Below are 22,827 nucleotides of genomic sequence, written 5' to 3' on the forward strand. Positions count from 1 at the left end.
CCTTTGGGATTATTTCCAGTTACCTTCAGTTGAAGCGTCAGTTCTGGAACCCACTTTAAGGGCTTTCTCGTTGTTGTTTAATCTTCTTTCTGGATTGATAGGAGCAGGGTCTCTGATCTCGAATACAGCGATTTCGTAGCTGTTTCTTTCGATTTTGTCAGCGAAGAATTCAAAACGCTTTCCTCCAGAACCTGGAACTACTGCCAATGCTTCTAAATTGAAGTTTGGATATTTTCTATCGTTAAACAAAGAGTCAAGAACGTTTACAGAACCTAGGGTGTCAAAAGTTACTGTAGTTTCTTCTTTACCATATTCCAATAATTTGGTTGTTTCAGTTCTCTGAACTAACCAGATTTTACCTTCTTGGATGAATTGCTTCAAGGTGTCCCAATTGTCTGCATATTTTCCGTTAGCAGCTTGATATGCCAATTCAGCATCACGAAGCATTTGGAGTTTCTCGATAATCGCAGCTTCTGTCAAAGCAATTCTTTTCTCAGTTTCCACTACATCATCTACACCTTTCCAAAGCAGGTAACCAAGACCTAGAGCAGCTAAAAGGAAGACAAAGGATAATACTTTAGTTAGATTCATTTTGATTAAATTTTAAATCAAGGTAAGGTTGAAGGTTTTTTAAACGTGCTATTTTATGGAAATATTTCCAAAATTAAAATATCCTTTCCACAAACCTAGGTCCTCAAGTGAATTTATTCGCCAAAAGATTTGATGAAGGGAGTCCTGAGGCAGTGAACGGATATCTTCCAGACTCATCCATGCCATTTCACTTAAAATCTGGAATTCCTTACTAAGTTCGGGATCTTCTCCGAGTTTTAAACTACCTCCGGTGGATTTTAAACTAAAAAAATGCTCCATTGCGTGTAATGGAGGGTCTAAATACTCGTGAACAAACAAATATTTGCGAATTTTAACATTTAGACCTGTTTCTTCTTTAAATTCTCTGATCAGATTTTCCTCGGCATTCGTCCCATAATGCATTCCTCCTCCAGGCACAGACCAAAGAATTTTTCCATCCCCCATCAGGTGCTTGACCATGAGTAGTTTATTATCCTCTATCAGGATCCCATTTACCCTCACACGCAAATGATTTCCAAATTTTGATTCTATTTCCTTGCTGATATCGTCTTTTGCCATTTACATTCGCTTCTATGGCTAAAGATAATCAGCACTTGCCGAAGCCTTCGGATTTATTGATCAAAAATTTTCCTTTTCCGCCAACCTCTGGCCAATCTGTTTTTTTTAAGAAAATGGATGACTTTTTGTCTATGGACGCAGATTCCAAGCCAACTTTTGTATTAAGAGGGTATGCAGGCACAGGGAAGACTTCTGTGATTTCTGCCTTGGTCAAAAGTTTGCCAAGGTTGAATATGAAATCCTTGCTTCTAGCACCCACTGGCCGAGCAGCCAAAGTCATGGGTAATTATAGCAAAAGAGCAGCTTTTACCATTCATAAAATTATTTACAAACCAAAAGGGGATGACGGGAGTCTGGGAATGGGCTTTATTCTTCAAAAGAATTATTACAAAGACACTGTATTTATTGTAGATGAATCCTCGATGCTGGCCGATGATGGAGGGATGTCTGGGAATCTTCTTGGAGATTTGATCCGATTTACCTTTCAGGGAACAGGGAATCGATTGATTTTGGTGGGTGATACGGCTCAATTACCACCTGTGGGAAGTGAATATAGTCCGGCATTGGAGTCAAGCTATCTTCAACGATACTTTCGCTTAGATGCTGCTCAAATCGAATTGACAGAGGTGATGCGGCAGAAATTGGAATCTGGGATTCTTTATAATGCCACTAATTTAAGGGATCAATTAAAAGCCGAACTGCCAAAAATACAGATTACCACCAATTTATTTAAGGATACTTTTAAAATGACTGGAGAGAAGTTGGAAGATGGTCTCAGGTATGCCTATGATAAATTTGGGACAGAAAACACGACAATTGTTACCAGATCAAACAAAGCAGCGGTTCAATACAATCTTTATATCCGTAAAGTCATTCATTTTTTTGAAGATGAAATCAGCTCGGGTGATTTACTGATGATTGTAAAAAACAACTACACCTATATGACTGAGTCAGACAGGGTCAATTTCTTAGCAAATGGAGATATGGCTGAAGTGATGAAAATCAGGTCTTTTGAAGAGATGTATGATTTTCGGTTTGCCACTTTGGAGTTGAGACTATTGGATTATCCAGATGAGCCCCATTTTGAGGCAAAAGTACTCTTGGATACGCTCTATTCGCCAAGTCCATCTTTGACAAGAGACCAGTACAGAAGTTTGTATCAAAAGGTTTCAGAGGACTATGCTGATGTTGCTAGTAAAAAGGAGCGAATGGAATTGATCAGAAAAGATCCTTATTTGAACGCTTTGCAAGTGAAGTTTGCCTATGCCTTGACCTGTCATAAGGCTCAAGGTGGACAATGGATGGCAGTATTTGTTGATCAGGGATATTTGAAAGAAGATCAGGTGGATAAAGACTTTACCAGGTGGTTATATACCGCAGTAACACGGGCTACTCAGGAATTATATCTTGTGAATTTTAATCCCATGTTTTTTGTTAAAACAGCTGACGACATGTCATAAAACTGCTAGAAAACAATTTTGGCAAGGTATTTTCAGTATGGCAACCAAGCAGAAAAGAAATTCGTTATTTGATGCTATCTGAAAAAATTGAATATTTGAAAACCAATAATAATTAAGATCATGAAATCGAGCATGACTAACTTATCATTCTTTAGGATGATTACTGATCAAGCGAGTTTCCATGTGACCATTGAAAATTAAATAATAATCATATGAAAAAAATAGCCATTCTATTTAGTCTCTTTGCATTTGCATTGGTTTTTCATGCAAACGCGCAGGAAGCTTCTGGAGCAGCCATTACATTCAAAGAAAAATCTATTGACTTTGGAGATATTACTCAAGGAGATAAAGTGTCTCACACATTTGAATTGACAAATTCAGGGAAAGCTCCATTGATTATTTCCAATGTGGCAGCAACTTGTGGCTGTACAGTACCAAGCTGGCCAAAGGAGCCAATTGCACCAGGTGAATCTGCCGAAATCAAGGTTTCCTTTAATTCAGCAGGTAAAATGGGGAAACAAAATTCAGTGGTAAGAATTTATTCCAATGCTTCTGAGCCAATTGAAAAAATCTCATTGATTTCAAACGTACTTCCTAAAACGAAGTAAGTTCATAAATGACACAATTAGAAAGCCTTCCAGTTTGGGAGGCTTTTTTTATGCTTGGATTCATTAGGAGCAAAACGATTGGTTCTTTTTCAAAAACCCTAATGGGAAAGTTATATGTGTTTTATTTATAGAAGTTACTATTGTATCATTTTGTTACAATAAATTTTTTAGCTTATTTCAGAGCAAAATCAGGATACTCATGAAATTTACAGCCCTACTTCTATTTTTCATTTCAGCACTTGCAAGTTCAAGTTTTGCAAGCTCAGATACTGTGCAAATTACAAACTCTAAAACCATGATTACTCACAAAGCAGTAGTGGTGACTCCAAGCACTTATGAGCAAGGAAATAAAAATTACCCCACGCTTTACTTATTACATGGTGGAATTGGAAAGTTTTCTGACTGGACAAAGCAGATTTCTGATAAAGCTCTGATCCAAAAACTGGCTGATCAATATGGGTTTATTATTGTTATGCCAGAAGGTGATGTATTTAGTTATTACATAGATAGCCCAGTTGACGAGAAAAGTCAGTACGACACATATATTTCAAAAGATGTCGTCAATTTCATGGACAAAAATTATAGAACTATTGCCAAAAAAGAGGGTAGAGCGATAACAGGATTATCTATGGGTGGTTTTGGGGCATTGTATTTATCTGCTAAGCATCCTGAGCTGTTTTTAGCGGCTGGAAGTATGAGTGGCGCAATAAATCCAGATCTTAAGGGTTGGGGCCTTCCACAACAATCAATGATCGATGTGGGAAAAGGATTTGCGGGGATCTTAGGAAGTAAAGAAGAGTTTCCAGAGCGATACGATGAGGTAAGCATTATCAACAATATCGATGTGTATAAGAAACACGGAATTCACTTGATGATAGACTGTGGAGTAAATGATTTTTTAATTCAACCCAACAGAGAATTGCATAGAAGATTGGTTTTCGAGGGGATTTCTCATGATTACACTGAGCGAGATGGAGGGCATTCATGGAAGTATTGGGAAAATGCACTTCCATACCACATGGTGTTTTTTGCTAGTTTACTGGAGAAATAAGCTGGTTCTTAGCATATAGGTGAAATGATGAAATCTTGATTTTATAATGTTTTGATACTTCTATCGCAGATGTATTAATCAGGTTTTTGGAATTAATATTTTCTCGGAGCTTATTGAAGTAGATGTTTGATCTTCTCCAATCTCAAAACACTTATTTTAAATCCTTGATTAGGTAGGGTTTACCTATTCTTGATTATAAATAATACCTCTTTTATTCCCAATCCAATTTAAAAAGGGAAATGCCCTGAGCTGGTAATGTCAGCTCAATTTCCACCATACCATCCTTTGATTCAACCCAAAAAGGAGATGTGTAATGTTCAAGTTGACCAGCTTTTTCAAGTGCTTCAATTTGTTCATTAGAAGGGTCTTGTGGAGATCCCATTTTCTTCCAAAGTGTGTAGGAGTTACTGTGTTCCTGGTCTATCCGAAAATGCTGTACTAATATTTTTTTTCCAGGCATACCTTCAATTTGAAGGCTTATCGAGGCGTCTGGAATAGTTAAATCATTGTTATCATGGTAATTCCAAATCATCACCGCTGCACCTTGATCGCTTTTTGATGCGATGGCATTGATATCCTGCTTTTCTCGGACACTATGATCTCTAACATCCAGAAAACCATAAGCAAGTTCTTCTTGATTTATCGCTACACGATCTCCCTCCATCATACCAAACATCCTAAACACATTCAGTACTGGCTTATCTACCCCGTTGGTTGCCATATCTCTAAATCCAGCATACCAAGGTTGATCTTCAAATTCAAATCCCCAAGTCACTGCTCCAAGTAAATTCACACCAAAATGATCTGCCAGTTCATATTTTCTTGAAAATGCAGCAGCTGTATAACTAGCATACATGGTTCCATTCCTATAATCATTTTGTGGGTAATCATTCACTGAGCAAGCGGCACAACCTTCTGGATCAGACTCTCCGATGATTATCGGTAAATCTTTAAATTCTGGATAGGAAGCTACAATTCTAAAACCTTCACTTATATCCCGCAACTGCGTTCCAATATTCATTTGAACCATATCATCTACCAACTTGGGACTGCCTTTGGCATGAAAGGAAATAAAATCTAATGGAATATCTTTTTTACCAGTTGCATAGCTGTTATCGTCACGAACATGATCTAAAAAAGCGGTTAGGAATTCTGCTGCTTTATCCCAACCAGGTCCTGTAGTTTCTGGACCTCCTATTTTGGCTGAGGGTAGCGCTCTTTTTACCGCATCAGCCGCATAATCGTAAAGCATAAAATACTCTTCCATGGTACCTTGCCAGTAACCAATGTTAGGCTCGTTCCATACTTCCCAGTACCAGCTGTCAACTTCTTCTTTCCCATATCGGTCTACACAATGCAATACCCATTGGTAAACAAGTTCTCCATATTTCTCATAGTCATTTGGAGGATATGCCCAACCTGTATAAATTTCTTCGTAAGGTGCCCCCGGATACCAATGGTGCCTGTAAGGTTCGGGTTTGGATGAAAGTGCTTCAGGCATAAATCCGATCTGGGCAAAAGGTTTCATACCTCTTTCGATATAAGTATCAAAAATCCTATCTACAATCGTCCAATCATACACTGGATTACCATCAGAATCCTCTGTGTAGGCATTGGTTGATCCCCATTTTAATGCATGGGTTCCCTCACCAGTCACCAATAAGCTGTGTGCTCTGACATAGACAGGGACAGGGCTTAGAGAAGCTATTTCAGAAAGCAACTTTTTGCCATCTTTCATGTAGGTATAGTTAGGCTCATCATAACCCCACCATGCCCAAATGGGGTCCATTTCACCAATTTTTTTATCTAGATTCACCTGAATGTTTACTTTTTCAACTTGCTCTTGAGCTTTCAGATGGATAATCGTAAAGGAAAATACGAGAAATGTTAGAAGGGTTTTAATTAAAAGTGGTTTCATAGGTTTGGGTTAATTGTCATTTTAATATAGGAAGTATGTTTCCATAATTGGTAAAAACGATTGCTTTTTAAAATCTCGAAGAATTAGAAGTTTTAAAATCTTCTAAAAAATTTAAAACCAAACCCCTTGAAATTTTAAAGCTAAAACTCCTGGCTTTTTTAAATCAATGCTTCTACAATTGTTAAACTTTGATTTCCAAAAAGGAATAAATTAATTCTCTGGCAAATGACTTTCTCTTAATTAAAGGATATTGAATTATTTCCATATAGTGAGAATTGAAATTGGATTATTATTTTTTTCTGTTTTTGAACTGTAAAAGAAAATTCGGGGTTTCTTTCGCTAAACAAACTATTTCATGGCTAAAAAAGCAGAACGAAAAGTGACTATGGGTCAGGTTTTTAAAACCATTATTTGGCCCAGAAGAAAGCATTTATTTTTAGGACTGTTTCTAATTATTATCAGTAGACTCGCCAGCTTGGTTTTGCCAGGAGCCAGTAAATACCTGATCGATGATGTGATCCCGAGCAATGATTTGAATATGCTCAAATGGTTAATCATCGCAGTAGTCACAGCTATCGTTATACAATCAGTTACTTCTTATGCTCTGACGCAAATTCTCAGTGTGGAGGCTCAGAATCTGATCGCAAAACTTCGATCTCAAGTTCAGTCGCATATCATCAAACTTCCCATTCGCTTCTTTGACAATACAAAAACCGGAGAATTAGTATCCCGAATTATGTCAGATGTAGAAGGGGTAAGAAACCTGGTCGGAACCGGATTTGCTCAAATGGTTGGGGGGATTTTGACAGCTATTATTTCTTTGGTTTTACTGTTCAGCATTTCTCCTAAAATGACTCTGTTTGTGCTCCTTCCAGTGGTGGTTTTTGGATTGGTTTCTTTAAAAGCCTTCGGGAAGATCCGTCCTATTTTCCGGGAAAGAGGAAAAATTAATGCGCAGGTAACTGGAAGACTAACCGAAACTCTCGGTGGAATTCGTGTAATAAAAGGTTTCAATGCCGAAGAGCAGGAAATCAAGACTTTTGCCAAAGGAGTGGATGAATTGTTTCAAAATGTCAAGGCAAGTTTGACAGCAACAAGCTTTGTGACTTCTGCTGGAGCACTTCTTCTTGGACTGGCATCTGCGGGAATTATGGGCTTGGGAGGTTATATGATCATGCAGGACCAGTTGACTTTCGGTGATTTCTTAGCTTTCACCCTTTACTTAGGTTTTATGATAGCTCCGATTGTCCAAATGTCAAATATTGGAAGTCAGTTGACAGAGGCTTTTGCAGGTTTGGACAGAACAGAAGAGATTATGAATACGCCATTGGAAGCCGATGACAATCTGAGAACTGTTGCATTGGATAAAATCAAAGGCAATATGGTTTTTAACAAGGTGTCTTTTGCATATGAGGAAGGAAAGGAGGTTGTAAAAGAAATCAGTTTCGATGCGCCATCAGGTTCCGTAACGGCATTGGTAGGTACATCTGGATCGGGAAAAACAACGATTGCTGGATTGGCAGCTACTTTTCTAACTCCTGATTCAGGAACCATTACTCTGGATGGAAATGATCTAGCGGCCGTTACGTTGGATTCTTTTCGGTCAAAGCTAGGGGTAGTTTTACAAGATGATTTTCTTTTCGAAGGAACAATCAGGGAGAATATTTTATTTCCTAGACCGGATGCTTCAGAAGAACAGCTTCAACAAGCCGTTCATGCAGCGCACGTGCAGGAATTTACAGACCGTTTTGAAGATGGTTTGGATACGTTGATAGGAGAGAGAGGGGTAAAACTTTCTGGTGGTCAAAGGCAACGAATTGCCATTGCGCGAGCAGTTTTGGCTGATCCAAGAATTTTGATTTTAGATGAAGCTACTTCCAATTTGGATACTGAATCTGAGACTTTGATACAGGCTAGTTTAAAAGAGTTGATGAAAGGTAGAACCACTTTTGTCATAGCGCATAGGTTGAGTACCATACGTCAGGCAGATCAGATTTTGGTGATTGAGCAAGGTAATATTGTGGAGCGAGGGAAGCATGATGAACTTATTGCTTTGGAAGGAAGATATTATCAGCTATACACCTATCAGTCGAGAATTTGACAGGGAATCATCTGGCTTTTTTAGCTTAGATTGTTAATTCAGTAAAAAGGGATTGCAAATAGATTAACTATTTACAATCCCTTTTTTATTTTTTAATGAAGTACCTAGCTAAATATTCCTGATAATCTGAATGACCTGAGAAATATGCTCTGCCTGATAAAATTGCTCATGCTCGATCTCATGTTCAATTAATTCATGCTTCCATGTGATATGAAATGGAATATGGATGGCGTGCCCGCCAAGAGCTAAAACTGGTAGAATGTCTGATTTGAGACTATTGCCCAACATCATGAATTCCTCAGGAGCTACATCCAAGTGTCGGATTAGTTTTTCAAAATCAGCTTCTTTCTTCTCGCTCATAATTTCGATATGATGGAAATAATGATCTAGACCAGATTTTTTAAGTTTCCTTTCCTGATCCACCAAATCTCCTTTCGTTGCCATTACAAGTCGAAAATCTTTTTTTAATTCGGCTAAAACTTCCTCTACTCCAGGTAAAAGTTCCACTGGCTTTTGCATCATATCAACCCCAATTTCTAGAATCTTATCAATGAGTTTTACAGGGATTTTTTGGTCCGAAATTCTCAAAGCGGTTTGGATCATGGAAAGCATAAAACCTTTTATTCCATACCCATACAAGCCTAGGTTTTCGATTTCCGTCTTATAAAGTTCTTTTAAAACGCTATGCTGAGGCATAAAGTCCTCCAGCATTTCGGTAAATCGTTCTTCTGCCTCTCTAAAAAAAGGTTCATTTACCCAAAGTGTATCATCTGCATCGAAGGCTATTACTTTGATCATCAGATTGGAAAATTAAAATATTGTATGATCCTAAATTTATTGGAGTTGTAAAGTTGCAAAGTGATAAGGTTTTAAAGTTGTATCACTGGAGTCAGGCTGAGCGGAGTCGAAGCCTTATTTACAAAGGTTTTATTAATGCACTTCAATTTCGCTACAAATGACAAATTGATTTAATGGTTAGATATGCGGGTCAGTCCGAGCGGAGTCGAGGACCCTTCGATTTCTAGACTCTCGTCTCTCAAGTGCTCAGAGTAACTGTAATCCAGTTTTTAAGATCAATTCCTGTCATTTCCTTAGTATGTTCGAAGAATAATTGGGACTCAGAGAGACAAATCTAACTTTCTCAACTCCAGTTTACAGTATTCTACTTCAAATCAACCATCCAGTCCAATAACACCTCTCTCCATCCAGAAACAGGCCCTTTTCCAAAACCAAAGCCAAAGCCGTGTCCCCCAGATGGATAAATATGGAGTGAAGCAGGAACGCCCTTGGCATGAAGAGCTTTATAATACAAGAAGCTGTTTTCGATTGGAACGCCCTTGTCATCCTGTGCATGAACCAAGAATGTTGGTGGTGTTTCTTCTGTCACGTTCAATTCCCCAGAAAAACGATCAATTAACTCTTGAGATGCATTTTCTCCGATTAGATTCCTTCTTGAACCAGAATGTGCACTGGCATCTCTAAACGAAATAACAGGATATGCCAAAATTGAAAAATCCGGTCTAGCTGATAAGGCATCAATCGCATCTTTTGGTCTGTCCACTTCATGTGCATATTGTGTACTCACTGTAGAAGCTAAATGCCCGCCGGCTGAAAAACCCAAAACCCCGATTTTTTCAGGGTCAATTTTCCATTCTTCTGCATGATGCCTTGCAAGACGAATAGCTCTTTGAGCATCAAGAAGCGGCACCTCTTTAGCATCAGTGAGAGATTTGGAATCCGGAAGTCTGTATTTGACTACAATTCCCACGATTCCTTGAGTATTTAGCCATTTGGCAAAGTCCCTTCCTTCCCAATCATAGGCCAAAATATGATAACCTCCTCCGGGAAAAATAACCACAGCCTGACCAGTTCGTGATTGCTTGCTTGGCAGGAATACTTCGATTTGAGGGGTTTGGACATTTTCGATCCGGATAATTCCTTCCTCAACAGCTTTTTCTTCCAAACCCATGTCATTTTGAAGAGGAGGAGTTCCTTCCCAAAGTGATAGGATAATTTCTTGGGAGTATGCGGTAGATAGCATTAAGCAAAGAAGAATGCAGGAAAATAGCGTTTTCATAGGTTAATTAATTGGGCTAAAATTGAATGGTTAACTCTAAAAACCAATTGGTTTCGAGAGTTTAAAATACTCAATTATTCCAGTTCTTTGGCAGTTTTTGAGTCTGCTATTTTGAAAGAATTAGTTTTTGTATGCATTTCTAATCCCCATCTCTCCAAATTAGGGAGTTCCAGACTTTTTTCCCTGTATTCATCTGGGGTCATAATGGGTATACCATAAATGATCGGAAAATATCTCTGGCAAGTCGAGCACGTAAGTAGCCCTTCTATGATTTCTTGAGAATCCGTTTCTTGAATGACTTGAATTTCTAAGTCACTTTTATCAAAAGGGCAACATAGTATATCTAATAGTTTTCGATTCATTTTAATACATTTTGAGGTGATCTATATAGGTCTTGGTAGCTAGTTCTGGATCTTTGGAGTTTAAAATTCCAGAAATCACTGCTAGCCCTTCGAAGGATAGTTTGTCTAGTTGATGTAGATTTTCTGGCCTGATTCCTCCTGAAAGGAAAATCGGTAAAGAAGTCAATGATCTTGCATTTTGGATGTTTTCCGGCCTGACTATTTCACAGGAATCTACAGAAGAGGAAGGGAATACAGAGCAAAAGCTGATATATGATAAATGTTGCTCTTCTGCCCATACAATCAACTCATCTTGATTTCCAACAGTCAATCCTACCAATTGGCCTTTCAACGCTGACTTTATTTCTTCCCAATTGTCAGGTTTCCTGTCCAAGTGTAATCCATCCAAACCGGATTTTTCAACAAACTTCCAATCCTCATTAATCAAAACAGCAACATCATATGGAAGTGCAAGCTTCTTGATTTCTTGGCAGAATCGGATTTTTTCTGATTCAGAAATACCATCTTTCCAGTGATTCCATATTTGAAGAATCTGAACACCTCCCTTTAATGCTTGTTGGGTTTTATCAAAAAGAGCTTCCCAAGGCTGATTTGGATCAATTACCAGATAAATTCCTTTAAGTTTTTTCATTTCTTCCCTTGTTTGAAGGCTTGGAAAAAGGCTTCCCAGTAGGGATCGATTCCATTAAATTCAAAATTTGATTTTGTGCCGTCTTGAGCTATGAGGAACTGCTCTGAACTTTCAGTGAATGTCCCAATAGAAGTGGCTTGGATACCCTCCTTGGCAAATTCATTAAGAAGGATATTTATTGATTCTGGTTTTACAGCCATGATCATTGCGCCAGCGCCAATGGAAAAGAATGGGTCAATCCCGAATAACTCAGCAACTTTTTCAACCACTTCGGGTACAGGAATTTTCTGGATATCTACCTGAAAACCCAATCCGGAAGCCTGGGCCATTTCTTGGATTGCTCCTAAAACTCCACCTTCAGTGACATCATGCATGGCGTGAAGTCCCCCAGAAATTGAGAGAGTTTGCCGGGCAATTACAGCTTCTTTCAATACAGATAGGTTCCAGAAATTATCGGCAGCTGTTTGTTGGATTTTTTCACCCAAAGCATTTTTAACTGTTTCGGGAAAAGCCATAGCCAAAAGAGAGGTAGATGAAATACCCGCATGCTTGGTCAGTAGAATGCAATCTCCACTCTTTGCTTGATTACTAGTAAGGATCTGTTCTTTGGGTGCCTTTAGGAAAAAAGTCCCACCTCCGGCTATCGTAGATTCAATTCCTGGGATTTGCCCTGTGTGCCCTCCAGTAATGCTGATTCCCATTTCCTGACAAAGCTCATGAATGTGACCCCAATATTTCTGAAAGTCACTTCTACTTAGATTGGTTGGTAAGTTTAAAACAAACTGGGCATACTCTGGAGTAAAGCCAGTTGTGCTCATGTCATTGGCTAATAAGTAGACCGAAAGCCAAGCTGAAACTTTCATCCCCAGTCTGGGAATTAGAGATAGAGGATCACTGGAAATAGCCAAAACTTCTCCATTTCCCAAATCTACAATGGAAGTATCCACACCAAATTTGGGTCCGCAAATGACTTCCTTCCTTTTAGCTCCACAGGAATAAAAAACATCTTCTTTGAAGATTTCTGAGCCAATCTTTCCGGAAAAATTTTCGAAAGCTCCCATTAGACATCTAGCAATTGAACGTGAAAACCAAAGAAATCTCCGTAAGGGATCTTCCATTGCTTTTTTGGAAACCATTTCGGTAGTCCTGTGGCATTCCATTCGATTTTGTACTTCCTGTCGGGCAAAGCTTCCGCCACCAAGTCTTTCAGAGAACTTGGCGTGTAAAAATGAGCTGTGATATAATAATTGTTTCTACCAAAAGCCTGCTGGACTTTTCTACGGATCAATTTGGGAGTATTTCGGTTCATCATTCCGAATATGATTCCATATTTCCCTACTCTTACCGCCTCTTGGATAACCTTCACAGGGTTTTTGTAGTATTCAAAAGTGGTTACAAAAGCGAGTGCATCAAAGGAGTGATCCTTGAAAGGCATGTGATGAGAGTCTGCAAGGACTAGATCACCATCAAATAATTGGACTCCTTGAGCCAGCATAAAAGGGGAGATGTCACCCCCGCTAGCTTCCAGTCCTATTTCATGCCACCATCGGGTAAATCGAGTGGTGCCACAACCAAATTCCAACAGCGTTTTGACCCGATGATCTTGTTTGATTAATTCCTCCAGTGTCTTTTTTTGCCAGACCTCCTGAAATTTATAAGGGCCTTCGTAGTAATCCTCGTAATGGTCCGTATCATCTCGGTTGAAAAACCATTCTTTACGACCTTGCCAATTGCGTAGCCCATCTGGGGCAACTTCAAATGTTTCTTGTTTGATCAGTTTACTCATTCGTCTATGTTCATAGACCTGAATGAATCCCAGAAAAGGTGAGAAAGTGAAAAATAGGATGGTTCACAATTTCCTACGCTGGCATTATCCAGATCAGGTTTTCGGGTATAATCTCAGCCTTTTGGGCACCCCGTTGTAATAATTTATTCTATACAAAGATAGAAACTAGGCTTTAAGGTAAAAGTCTTTCCGAAAGAGTTATTGGAAAGAAATGACTTTTTGGGTTTTAAACCTGAAAATCAAATATTTTTTCTGTCAGTGCCCAGCGCCAGTTTGGAGGAGTACCAGGTAAATTCGTCTGATATTGCCCCAGAAATGTTTCCCACTCCTGAACTTTCGGGTTACTTTCATCCAATTTAGCTTTCTTTTCGAAAGAGAACTCTTCGTCTCCCACCAAAATCATTGTAAGTCTATTCTGCCAACGATAAATACTCATCTGTAAAACACCAGCCACACGAATACTTTCTATAATTTCAGGAACTACGGCTTTGTGGCATTCCACATAAGCCTGAATAGTTTCTTCTTCATTCTTCAGGTCACAAATAAGGACGAAAGTTTGAGTTTTCATTGCTTACTTATCTTGTTAATTAAATGAGTGATTTCCGAATCTAAATTGGAAATCAAGCCGGTTAAGAATTGGTGGATATTTAATAGTTATTTGACGACTTCTTTTACTCTTACGCTAAATAATAGGACCATAACAAAGCAGACGAGTGGAAGAATGAATGAGAAATTGACTTCAGGAACTCCCAAAATCAACGTATCATCATAAGCTGCACCGCCAATATCCATGATCATTCCCTGAAGGGTTGGCATAATAGCACCACCGACAATTGCCATCACCAAATAAGCAGCGGCAAATTTTGAATCTTCTCCAAGTCCCTCTAAAGCAATGCCGTAGATCGTTGGAAACATCAGAGACATAGCAAAAGAAATGGCGACTAAACTGTACAATCCAAGCATTCCAGGAAGGAAAATTGCCCCGGCGGTGAATAAAATAGCCAAAACTGAAAATATGGTAAGAAGCTTTGCCGCAGCAAAAAACTTGAATAGGTAGGTACAAACCCATCTTCCTACTAAAAAAACAACCAATGCGGCATAACCATAATTGACGGCATCTGCATTTGAAATCCCCAGTACTTCAGCGTATTGATAAATGTAAGTCCAAACCATGATCTGAGCTCCCACATAAAACATTTGAGCTAGCGTGCCTTCTACAAAGTTTCGCTTGGATAGCAAACGCTTCATTGTTGCTTTGAAATCAATTTTATTATTGTCTTTGCTTTCAGGCATTTTGGCCACAGCAATGATGACTAAAATAGCCAAAACCACTAAACCCAACATGACATAAGGATTTCTTATGACCATCAAATCAGCAGTTCTGATTACAGCTTTTGCAGACTCATCGAGATTTGAGAAGATGATATTTCCATTTGCATCTGTTGCATTGGATTGGAGAGCATTAAGAATGAATTGCTTTGCGACAAAAAGGCCCGCCAAAGCTCCCATTGGGTTAAATGCCTGGGCGAGATTTAATCGTTGCGTGGCAGTAGCTTCCGGCCCCATGGAAAGAATGTATGGATTTGCGGTAGTTTCCAAAAATGCCAAACCAAAAGTCAGGATATACAAGGAGGCTAAGAAGAAGCCATAGCTTTCCCATGCAGCAGCAGGGTAGAATAGGAGAGCTCCAAAGCCGTATAAACCTAACCCAAGCAAAATGCCGGTTTTGTATGAGTATTTTTTAATGAAAAAGGCGGCAGGAAGAGCCATTGTAAAATAGCCTCCATAAAATGCCATTTGTACCCAGGAAGCCTGAGTATTGTTCAGTTCCAAAACTCGCTTAAATGCCGCCACCATGGGATTGGTGATGTCATTTGCAAAACCCCATAAAGCAAAAAGGGATGTAATCAGGATAAATGGTAAAACAAGATGTTTGGGTACAAGTGCAGGTTTTTGGGTCATGATTGAGGTTATAAGGATCGGTCAAGATGGGTGTAACCACCATCCACGTACAGGTGCTGTCCTGTGATATGTCTGGCTTGGTCGGATAGTAAGAAAATAGCCATTGCAGCTATTTCCTCTGGTTTGGTCATGCGCTTTCCCAATGGGATTTTCGCAGTGATGGATTCTAGTTTAGCTTTGGGATCCTCAAAAGTATTGATCCAGTTTTCGTATAGCGGAGTATAGACTTCGGCAGGGATAACTGCATTCACTGTGATCTCATAAGGTAGGAGTTCTACAGCCCATTCCCGGGTGAGAGATAGTTGGGCTCCTTTTGCTGCTGTATAGCCAGAGGTTCCTCCTTGTCCTGTTACCGCTGTTTTGCTACTGATATTGACAATGCTTCCTTTGGACTTCTTCAAAGAAGGCAAGGCATAATGTGCCAAATGGTAATAATGATTCAGGTTTTTAGCAACGGATTTTTCGAATTCTTCAGGGCTTCCTTTTTCCAAACCTACACTGTCATTTGCTCCTGCATTATTGACAAGCCCATCTATTCTTCCGTACTTTTCCAATGTAATTTTGACTACATTTTCCGAGTCAGCAGCATCAAAAAGTCTCACCGGAATTTGAAAGGCTTCGCCCAAAGCGAGAATTTCAGCTCCTTCTTTTTCCGAAGGGTCGATCATCACCGGGATTGCTCCCTCGGCGATCAATCCCTTGGAAATAGCTCCGCCAATTCCTTTGGCTCCTCCTGAAATAAGGATGACTTTGTTTGATAAATTTAGGTTCATAGTTTATTGTTTTGTCAAAAGTCCACTAAAAACTGTTGACAGAGTTTTTTTACATTTTAATTTATTTCCAGAATACTGAGGTCCTTGGACTGTTGTCTTTCAATAATTCAAATTCCATAAAACTCAATAGCAGTATTTCCCATGATGGCTTCTTTTTCAGATTTGGAAAGCCGATCGGTAAATTTTTCTACCAGCTCTAGTACTTGCTCGTATTCTGCTGCCACTTTACAGACTGGCCAGTCACTTCCAAACATCAATCGATTGGGGCCAAATAATTCCAATGCTACTTCCAAATAGACCTGAAAATCCTTTGCCGTCCATTTTTTCCAGTCAGCTTCTGTGACCATTCCAGAAAGTTTGCAATAAATATATTCCCGCTCAGCTAGAGGTGCCATTTCTTTTTTCCAATCTCGCCAGATTCCCAATTTGATATTTGGTTTGGCTATATGGTCAATCACAAATGGTTGTTCGGGAGCTTTTTTGACAAACTGCAAAGCCGCTTCCAATTGAGTATGAAAAATCAAGATATCATAGGTATAGCCTCTCTTTCCGATTTTCTCAATTCCCTGGATAAAATCCTTGCGTAGCATGTATTCCACGGGTTTTGATTGGAGGACTTCACGATAGCCTTTAAGCTTGGGATGTTTCGCAAATTGGTCTAGGTCTTTGTCTAGTGCATCATTTGCCAAATCTGCCCAACCAACGACTGCCTTGATTTCCGGATATTCATCTGCCAGATCAATCAAAAAAGCCGTTTCATAAAAGCTTTCATCTGCTTGAACGGCGACGCATCCATCAATTTCGAACTCTTTAAGAATTGGAATCAGGTCATCCGGAAGAAAGTTTTTCCGGATGACTTTCATGTCCTCATTGATCCAGTCGTGCTTTGTAGGATTGTATTTCCAAAAATGCTGGTGCGCATCTATTTTCATGCCTCAGGATCTTTCATGGCTACTTGTCGGGATACACCTAGGCCATCTATTCCTAATTCTACCACATCTCCTTCAGTTAAATATTTTGGTGGATCAAATCCTAATCCAACACCTGCCGGTGTTCCTGTCGAAATCACATCACCTGGTAGCAATGTCATGTATTGGCTCAAATGCTCAATCAAATAAGGGATGTCAAATACCAAATCAGAAGTATTGCTGTCCTGAATAGTTTCGCCATTCAGTTTCAACCAAAGTCTCAAATTGTGCGGGTCAGGAATTTCAAATTTAGTTGCCAGAAATGGTCCAAGCGGAGCAAAATTGTCAGCACTTTTTCCTTTTACCCATTGACCACCATGACGAAGCTGGAAGTCACGCTCGCTGACATCATTGTGCAAGCAATATCCTGCTACATAATCCATAGCATTTTCCTTGCTCACATATTTGGCTCTTTTACCAATCACTACTGCCAATTCCACTTCCCAGTCTGTTGCAGTGGAATTTTTAGGGATATAAATCGGGTCAAATGGTCCTGAAAGAGAGGAGGTGGCCTTCATGAAAATGATCGGAATTTCTGGAACAGCCATGCCCGATTCGATCGCATGTTTTCTATAATTCAGTCCAATACAAACGATTTTAGAAGGTCTGGCCACAGGGGAACCGATTCTTGAATTATCAGGGATTTTGCTGAGACCTTCAATATTTGCTTCTAACCAAGCATCCAACCGATCTAGTCCATTGCTTTCAAAAAATGCTTCATTCCAATCTTCCTGAAATCCAGAGCAATCCAAATAATTGCCGTCTTTATCAATGATTCCTGGTTTTTCTTTTCCGGCCTCGCCAAATCGTATCAGTTTCATATAAGTATCTAGTAATTAATATAATGTTTCAAGTTTTAAGATTTTAGAATCAAGAATCAAGATGTAAAATTTTGTGTTTAGGCTAATACTGGCTTAAAACTCGTATTTCTTAATTCGAATTTCGTATCACATTTTTAAACCAAGGAATCCTCCATCGATAGGAATATTTGTTCCTGTAATGAAGCTTCCGGTTTCAGCGCTTACAAAGTAGGCAAGCTCAGCAATCTCTGATGGAGTTGCCATTCTACCTATTGGCTGGGTTGCAGCAAGTTTTTCAAACATTTCTTTTTCCTGACCAGGATAATTTTTGGCCAAAAATCCATCTACAAATGGGGTATGAACACGTCCTGGAGATAAACAATTACAACGTATCCGATCAGCCACGTAATCTCTAGCCACACTCAAAGTCATGGAAAGTGCCGCTCCTTTGGTCATGCTATAAGCAAATCGATCAGGAATACCGATCGTTGCTGCCACAGAAGCCATATTTAGAATAGAACCTCCACCATTTTCTTTCAGCTTCGGTAGTGCCGCCTTGATGCAGTTAAACATGCCTTTTACATTCACTTGAAATACCCGGTCAAAATCTTCTTCAGACGTGTTTTCAGCTTTTCCTATGTGCGAAACTCCTGCATTATTAATCAATGTGTCGATTTTTCCAGGGATTGATTGAATGAGTGTTTCGGTTTCTGCAGGATCTGCGACACTTCCACAAAGGAAAGTGACATCAAATCCTTTGTCACGTTCTTCTTGGGCTACTTTTTCACCTATTTCAGGGTTAATGTCGATAAAGTAAACTTTGGTCTCTTTGGCTGCAAAAAGCTGAACCATGGCAAGTCCGATTCCTGAAGCCCCACCTGTTATAAGTACTGTTTTATTTTTCATGTCATTTCCAAAATGGGAAAATAGGGTCTTTGGCCTAGACTCCCAAAATATATTTGATGGATTATAATTTAACTGTTTCTCCGGTTTTGACCGATTCATCACAGGCAAAAGCGATCTTCAGACTGTTAAGTGCATCTTGCAAATGATCATCAAGATTTACATTGTCTTCAATTGCCTTTAAAAAATAGTGCTGTTCGCGGTTACAAAGCTCTTGATGGCCTGGTTCATCTTTAAGATCAATCCATTCATCTGGTCTAAGAAATTCATTTTTTTCGTCGATTTCAGCATGATGAATTTTGATCGACTCAGTTTTTGTATGGCTATCCACATGATCAGATTTTCCAGATGATCCTGCATCTTTTGCAGTGATGGAAACAGAACCTTTTGGACCGAAGACGTCTTTTACAAAAAATGCAGTTTCGCTGACCATTGGTCCCCAGCCTGCCTCGTACCATCCAACCGAACCATCTTCAAATCGAATTTGAAGTTGCCCATAATTATAGTTGTCTGTTGCTATTTCATCAGTCATTCTCGCACCAATAGCGGAAACTGAAACAGGTTTAGATAGAGTCATTTGACACATCACATCAATGTAATGAACACCACAATCCACAATCGGACTTAGGCTTTTCATTAGATTTTTATGAACATCCCACATATAACCATGACTTTGCTGGTTGAGATTCATGCGCATCACCAGAGGTTTTCCCATCTTTTGTGCTTCCTCGATAAAGCGGATCCAAGAAGGATGATGTCTTAAAATATAGCCAACGACAACTTTTTTATTTTTCGCTTTTGCTTTGGCAATGATTTTCTCGCATCCGGTAATGGAATCTGCTAAAGGTTTTTCAATGAAAACATGGCAATCGGCATCTAAAGCTTTTAAAGCAAATTCTTCATGAGTATCTGGATAAGTGCTGATGCACACCGCATCTGCATTTGATTCCTGAAGTGCTTGATCAAAGTCCTCAAAAAGTGGGTAATTAGAATTCAAGGATTGGTTTAGCTTGTTTTTGCTCTCTCCACGAGATACTAAACCACATATTTCGAATTCCGGCATTTGATGATACGCAGTCGCATGGGAAGCTCCCATATTTCCACATCCTACAACTAATATTCTGATTGGGTTCATTGTACTCTAATTTCTCAAAAATTGATTTTAATTATTGTCTTTCACTTCCTCTAATGTATCTCCCTCCGTGATTTTTCCTACTTCGATGTTTGGTTCATCCTGATTTCCTGTAATTTTTATCGGGATTCCGAAAATCCCCAAAGGAGGTAATCCCAACCGAAAAGCAATACTCATATCTCCATCCAAACTTACCTGACCTTCAAATCTAGGTCTAAATCCAGCGATCCGCATTTTAGTTCTGGGAATAGTAAGAAGGTTGTTTTCAATGGAAGTTTCTATTTCTACATCATTAAGGTTAGGGTCTTCCAATTCCGCGTTTTCGGTTTCCTTGGCAATAGTGTTCATCAATTTAAAGCCTTTTAATTTGACTTCCTTCAAGCCTAAAACACCTTTACCTTTTATGGATGGTAGAACGGGCTCCATTTGAGCATTGATTTTTCCCTCTAGATGATAGCTCAGCGAGGCAATTCCACTGGCATATTCAGCAAAGGATGCCATTTCCTGAAACATTTTTATTTCTTGGTAGGCTCTGTTTATATCAAATTCTTTTGCATCTATTTGATATTCAAACGTCGCTGAATATGGATTTTTTGCTTGATAATTTCCAGACATGGAGATTTTTGCACCAGCAAGTTCAAATTCTGCTTTTTCTAAGTTGATAATTTCAGGCTTCGTGGAAAGTTTACCTTGAAAATTCTTTATTACCAATTCCTCAAAATGAATCGAATCAATGTTGGCATTTAATGCAATATCTAGATTTTTTGGAGGGACAATGACACCGGAAACAGAACCCATACTATCAACTTTCCCAGGAGTCTCTTCTCCGAAGAACATGAAATCATCAAAATTTATAAAGGTGGAATTAACTGTTATTTCCCCTTTCAATAATTCTTCCGGATCAACAGCATACCCTAAATAATTATAGAAAAAGCCAGAGCTTGTAATCTCATTTGATTGATAGGAAGTCAAAAAATCAGAAAAAGATATTTTGTCCTGATTAAATTCTAAAAGTCCTTTTTTCAGTTCAACGGGTTGGGGAAGAAGGTCTGTTCGCAAAGTGATATCCTGAACTTGTATCGATCCACTATTGTCTAGCTTATTGTAATCCCCATTAATTGCATCATTTTGATTTCCCTTGAGGGAAAAATCAGTGATTAAAAAACCATCTAGATCATACCCATCGACACCAAAAAAACTGTAAAGTTTCCCTAAATCTAGCCTCCCTTTTGAGTTTATGTCATAGGAAAGATTTTCAGGGTTTTGCAGGTTTGCTGCCAGGAAAAATGGCTGACCTGCAAATGTAAATTCAATCGGTTGGATAGTAAATTTTAAATCTGAAATGGAATTAGAGTTACTTTTTACTGAAAGTAAGATGGATAGATCCTGAATGGATTCTGAATGATACGGGGTTTGAATAAATCCATTAGATAGTTTAAAATCTGCGTTGACGATAGGAGATTCTTTTGTTTCAGGATTGTATTTTCCAGAAGCAATAAGATCCAAATCGATTTTACCATTAAGAAGAAAACCTGAATCCAAAGGGTAGAATTTTGGGATATCACCTAAGTCAAAACTACTTTTCAGGTTAGCATTGACTTCTCTTTCGAGTGCGAGGTTATAGCTCAAATTCCCAGAGGTGATTTGGTCAATAACTTTAAAATTGATTTTGTCAAATGAGAAATTGAGATTTTTTGGAAGACTGTCGGGACTAGTAATACTCAGATTGATGTCGATATTCTGAATAGCCTCAGGTAATTGATTCCATTTTAAATATCCGTCTGAGAGACTCGTTTTCAGATTGAATTTTGGGATTCTTGTGATAATAACTTCAGGATTTCTTAATTCATTAGGGTCTGGTTCACTTTTTAAATTCCCACTTGAAGAGAAATCTAAATTAAATTTTCCTCTATAATCCAGGGATTTTGTACCCAAGGCTTTGTTCAATAAACCTAAATCCAAATCCGCTTTTAATTCAGAGTTGATTTGAGATGGGTTCAGGTTTTTCAGATGAAAGAATCCATTTAGATTTCCATCATCTAAATTCAAATTCAAGCTATCTAAATCAAATTCAAATTGGCTAGGATCTAAAGCTGGTAAACGGAGATTTAATCGGAATCCCAAATCTTTGATGGGTTGAGATGCTTCATTATGTAAGATCTCCCCATTAGAAACTCCCATATTGATGACCAAAGCAGGCATTTCATTTTCTTCAGGAAGATAGAGTCCTTGTAAGGAAGCGACGATATCGCCTTTACCGGTAATTTTTGTTTTCCCAAGATCTGGCATCAGGTCTTGAGGAATTAAAGAAAAAATATCCTCGAGTCCTGAATCGAAAGATTCGAGAACAAAATTCATGTCGTAGCCACCCGGAATAAATTCAAGTTTTCCGACAAAATTCATTGGTAATTGATTGATTTTAAGTTCGTTTCTTAAAAAAGTTAATGAAGTGGATTCTGTGTTGATCTGAGTAAGTAAACTGGCGACGACCTTGTTTTTATTTAGAATTGGGAAGTCTTCGTACAGCAACTGAAGTTCTTCAATAGTAATATCGCTTGTCAGGTTAAAGTTTTCATTTTCCAATATCCCACTTCCCTTATAGTCAATTCCTTTTGCATCGCAAATCATGTCAAGCGAAGTATCCTGATAAAGAAATCTGCTGTTTGTAAAATGAAAAGTCTCAATTTCTAAGTTCAGAGGACTTTGTTCTTTTTCCACACTGTCTTTAGGCGTGGGTTTGACCACATCAAAATTTGAATTGCCATCCTTGTCACGCATAAGTTTCAAAACAGCATCCTTCAGGTAAATTTCATCCACAATGTATTTTTCTGAAAAAAGGGATGGAATGCTGATTCCTAATGCCAGTTCTTTGGAATATAAAAGCGTGTCAGTTTGAAATGGGGAAGATCCTTCTAAAAGCAATTCATCCATTGAGACCGTTAGCGAGGGGAAATGACGAATCAAGCTTACGTTGACTTCTGAAAAATTCACTTCAACCTCTAATTGTTCATCCAAAACCTTTTGAAGAGTGGACTGAAGCCGGTCTTTGAAAATGACAGGGAAAAATAGAAGAAAAAGGAAAAAGAGGAGTAAAAAGCCAAGGCCGAACTTCCATATTTTCGAATTCCAAAAATTCACTTTCATAG

Annotated in this window: 21 protein-coding genes and 1 riboswitch; of the genes, 4 read left to right on the plus strand and 17 right to left on the minus strand. The window is 38.8% G+C overall.

Annotation, left to right across the window (positions count from 1 at the left end):
* Positions 1–9 precede the first annotated feature (9 nt).
* Both FHS59_RS04695 and FHS59_RS04700 read right to left on the minus strand, forming a co-directional pair.
* Positions 10–591 carry a hypothetical protein gene (locus tag FHS59_RS04695; RefSeq protein WP_184493525.1) on the minus strand — a complete coding sequence of 194 codons (582 nt, stop codon included), beginning with the start codon at positions 589–591 and terminating at the stop codon, positions 10–12.
* Between the two features lie 48 nt (positions 592–639).
* A complete protein-coding gene (locus tag FHS59_RS04700) occupies positions 640–1,149 on the minus strand; it encodes an NUDIX domain-containing protein (protein WP_184493527.1) in 510 nt (169 codons plus the stop codon).
* Between the two features lie 14 nt (positions 1,150–1,163).
* Here FHS59_RS04700 and FHS59_RS04705 point away from each other — a divergent pair, with 14 nt between their 5' ends.
* The 3 genes from FHS59_RS04705 (at position 1,164) to FHS59_RS04715 (ending at position 4,268) form a co-directional block, all read left to right on the plus strand.
* Positions 1,164–2,609, plus strand: a complete 1,446-nt coding sequence (locus tag FHS59_RS04705) for an ATP-dependent DNA helicase (protein ID WP_184493529.1) — start codon at positions 1,164–1,166, stop codon at positions 2,607–2,609.
* Between the two features lie 212 nt (positions 2,610–2,821).
* Positions 2,822–3,217: a DUF1573 domain-containing protein gene (locus tag FHS59_RS04710; RefSeq protein ID WP_184493531.1), complete on the plus strand. Its 396-nt coding sequence runs from the start codon at positions 2,822–2,824 to the stop codon at positions 3,215–3,217.
* Between the two features lie 199 nt (positions 3,218–3,416).
* The gene (locus FHS59_RS04715) at positions 3,417–4,268 is read left to right on the plus strand and encodes an alpha/beta hydrolase (protein WP_184493533.1); all 852 of its coding nucleotides are present in this window, start codon (positions 3,417–3,419) and stop codon (positions 4,266–4,268) included.
* A gap of 211 nt (positions 4,269–4,479) precedes the next feature.
* On the opposite strand, the gene FHS59_RS04720 is transcribed toward FHS59_RS04715, so the two are convergent.
* Positions 4,480–6,186, minus strand: a complete 1,707-nt coding sequence (locus FHS59_RS04720; protein WP_184493535.1) for a GH39 family glycosyl hydrolase — start codon at positions 6,184–6,186, stop codon at positions 4,480–4,482.
* Between the two features lie 355 nt (positions 6,187–6,541).
* Here FHS59_RS04720 and FHS59_RS04725 point away from each other — a divergent pair, with 355 nt between their 5' ends.
* Positions 6,542–8,287, plus strand: a complete 1,746-nt coding sequence (locus tag FHS59_RS04725; RefSeq protein ID WP_184493537.1) for an ABC transporter ATP-binding protein — start codon at positions 6,542–6,544, stop codon at positions 8,285–8,287.
* A 108-nt stretch (positions 8,288–8,395) separates the two neighbouring features.
* Here FHS59_RS04725 and FHS59_RS04730 read toward each other — a convergent pair whose 3' ends face one another.
* The 14 genes from FHS59_RS04730 to FHS59_RS04795 form a co-directional block, all read right to left on the minus strand.
* Entirely contained in the window at positions 8,396–9,085 is a 690-nt protein-coding gene (locus tag FHS59_RS04730) for an HAD family hydrolase (protein ID WP_184493539.1), read from the minus strand.
* A 364-nt stretch (positions 9,086–9,449) separates the two neighbouring features.
* Positions 9,450–10,364 (minus strand): alpha/beta hydrolase, encoded by a 915-nt coding sequence (locus tag FHS59_RS04735; RefSeq protein ID WP_184493541.1) that lies wholly within the window; start codon positions 10,362–10,364, stop codon positions 9,450–9,452.
* Positions 10,365–10,438: 74 nt separating this feature from the next.
* Positions 10,439–10,726: a Trm112 family protein gene (locus FHS59_RS04740; RefSeq protein ID WP_184493543.1), complete on the minus strand. Its 288-nt coding sequence runs from the start codon at positions 10,724–10,726 to the stop codon at positions 10,439–10,441.
* Position 10,727: 1 nt separating this feature from the next.
* Positions 10,728–11,357 carry a thiamine phosphate synthase gene (locus FHS59_RS04745; RefSeq protein ID WP_184493545.1) on the minus strand — a complete coding sequence of 210 codons (630 nt, stop codon included), beginning with the start codon at positions 11,355–11,357 and terminating at the stop codon, positions 10,728–10,730.
* The gene (locus tag FHS59_RS04750; RefSeq protein WP_184493547.1) at positions 11,354–12,418 is read right to left on the minus strand and encodes an AIR synthase family protein; all 1,065 of its coding nucleotides are present in this window, start codon (positions 12,416–12,418) and stop codon (positions 11,354–11,356) included. Before FHS59_RS04750 ends, FHS59_RS04745 begins: the two co-directional genes overlap by 4 nt.
* Complete coding sequence (locus tag FHS59_RS04755) at positions 12,418–13,143, minus strand: class I SAM-dependent methyltransferase (RefSeq protein ID WP_184493549.1); 726 nt, start codon at positions 13,141–13,143, stop codon at positions 12,418–12,420. Before FHS59_RS04755 ends, FHS59_RS04750 begins: the two co-directional genes overlap by 1 nt.
* Positions 13,144–13,195: 52 nt before the next feature.
* Positions 13,196–13,286: riboswitch (TPP riboswitch) on the minus strand.
* 83 nt (positions 13,287–13,369) lie between these two features.
* Entirely contained in the window at positions 13,370–13,711 is a 342-nt protein-coding gene (locus FHS59_RS04760; RefSeq protein ID WP_184493551.1) for an L-rhamnose mutarotase, read from the minus strand.
* A gap of 86 nt (positions 13,712–13,797) precedes the next feature.
* Positions 13,798–15,105: an L-fucose:H+ symporter permease gene (gene fucP / locus FHS59_RS04765; protein ID WP_184493553.1), complete on the minus strand. Its 1,308-nt coding sequence runs from the start codon at positions 15,103–15,105 to the stop codon at positions 13,798–13,800.
* 8 nt (positions 15,106–15,113) lie between these two features.
* Positions 15,114–15,878: an L-fucose dehydrogenase gene (locus FHS59_RS04770; RefSeq protein ID WP_184493555.1), complete on the minus strand. Its 765-nt coding sequence runs from the start codon at positions 15,876–15,878 to the stop codon at positions 15,114–15,116.
* Between the two features lie 107 nt (positions 15,879–15,985).
* Positions 15,986–16,810 (minus strand): amidohydrolase family protein, encoded by an 825-nt coding sequence (locus FHS59_RS04775; protein WP_184493557.1) that lies wholly within the window; start codon positions 16,808–16,810, stop codon positions 15,986–15,988.
* Positions 16,807–17,667 carry a fumarylacetoacetate hydrolase family protein gene (locus tag FHS59_RS04780; protein ID WP_184493559.1) on the minus strand — a complete coding sequence of 287 codons (861 nt, stop codon included), beginning with the start codon at positions 17,665–17,667 and terminating at the stop codon, positions 16,807–16,809. Before FHS59_RS04780 ends, FHS59_RS04775 begins: the two co-directional genes overlap by 4 nt.
* Positions 17,668–17,793: 126 nt before the next feature.
* Entirely contained in the window at positions 17,794–18,552 is a 759-nt protein-coding gene (locus tag FHS59_RS04785) for an SDR family NAD(P)-dependent oxidoreductase (protein ID WP_184493561.1), read from the minus strand.
* A 61-nt stretch (positions 18,553–18,613) separates the two neighbouring features.
* The gene (locus FHS59_RS04790; RefSeq protein ID WP_184493563.1) at positions 18,614–19,684 is read right to left on the minus strand and encodes a Gfo/Idh/MocA family protein; all 1,071 of its coding nucleotides are present in this window, start codon (positions 19,682–19,684) and stop codon (positions 18,614–18,616) included.
* Between the two features lie 27 nt (positions 19,685–19,711).
* On the minus strand, positions 19,712–22,825 hold the full coding sequence (locus tag FHS59_RS04795) for an AsmA family protein (protein ID WP_184493565.1): 3,114 nt from the start codon (positions 22,823–22,825) through the stop codon (positions 19,712–19,714).
* Between the last annotated feature and the right edge of the window lie 2 nt (positions 22,826–22,827).

It is taken from the genome of Algoriphagus iocasae (assembly GCF_014206875.1).
GTDB lineage: Bacteria > Bacteroidota > Bacteroidia > Cytophagales > Cyclobacteriaceae > Algoriphagus > Algoriphagus iocasae.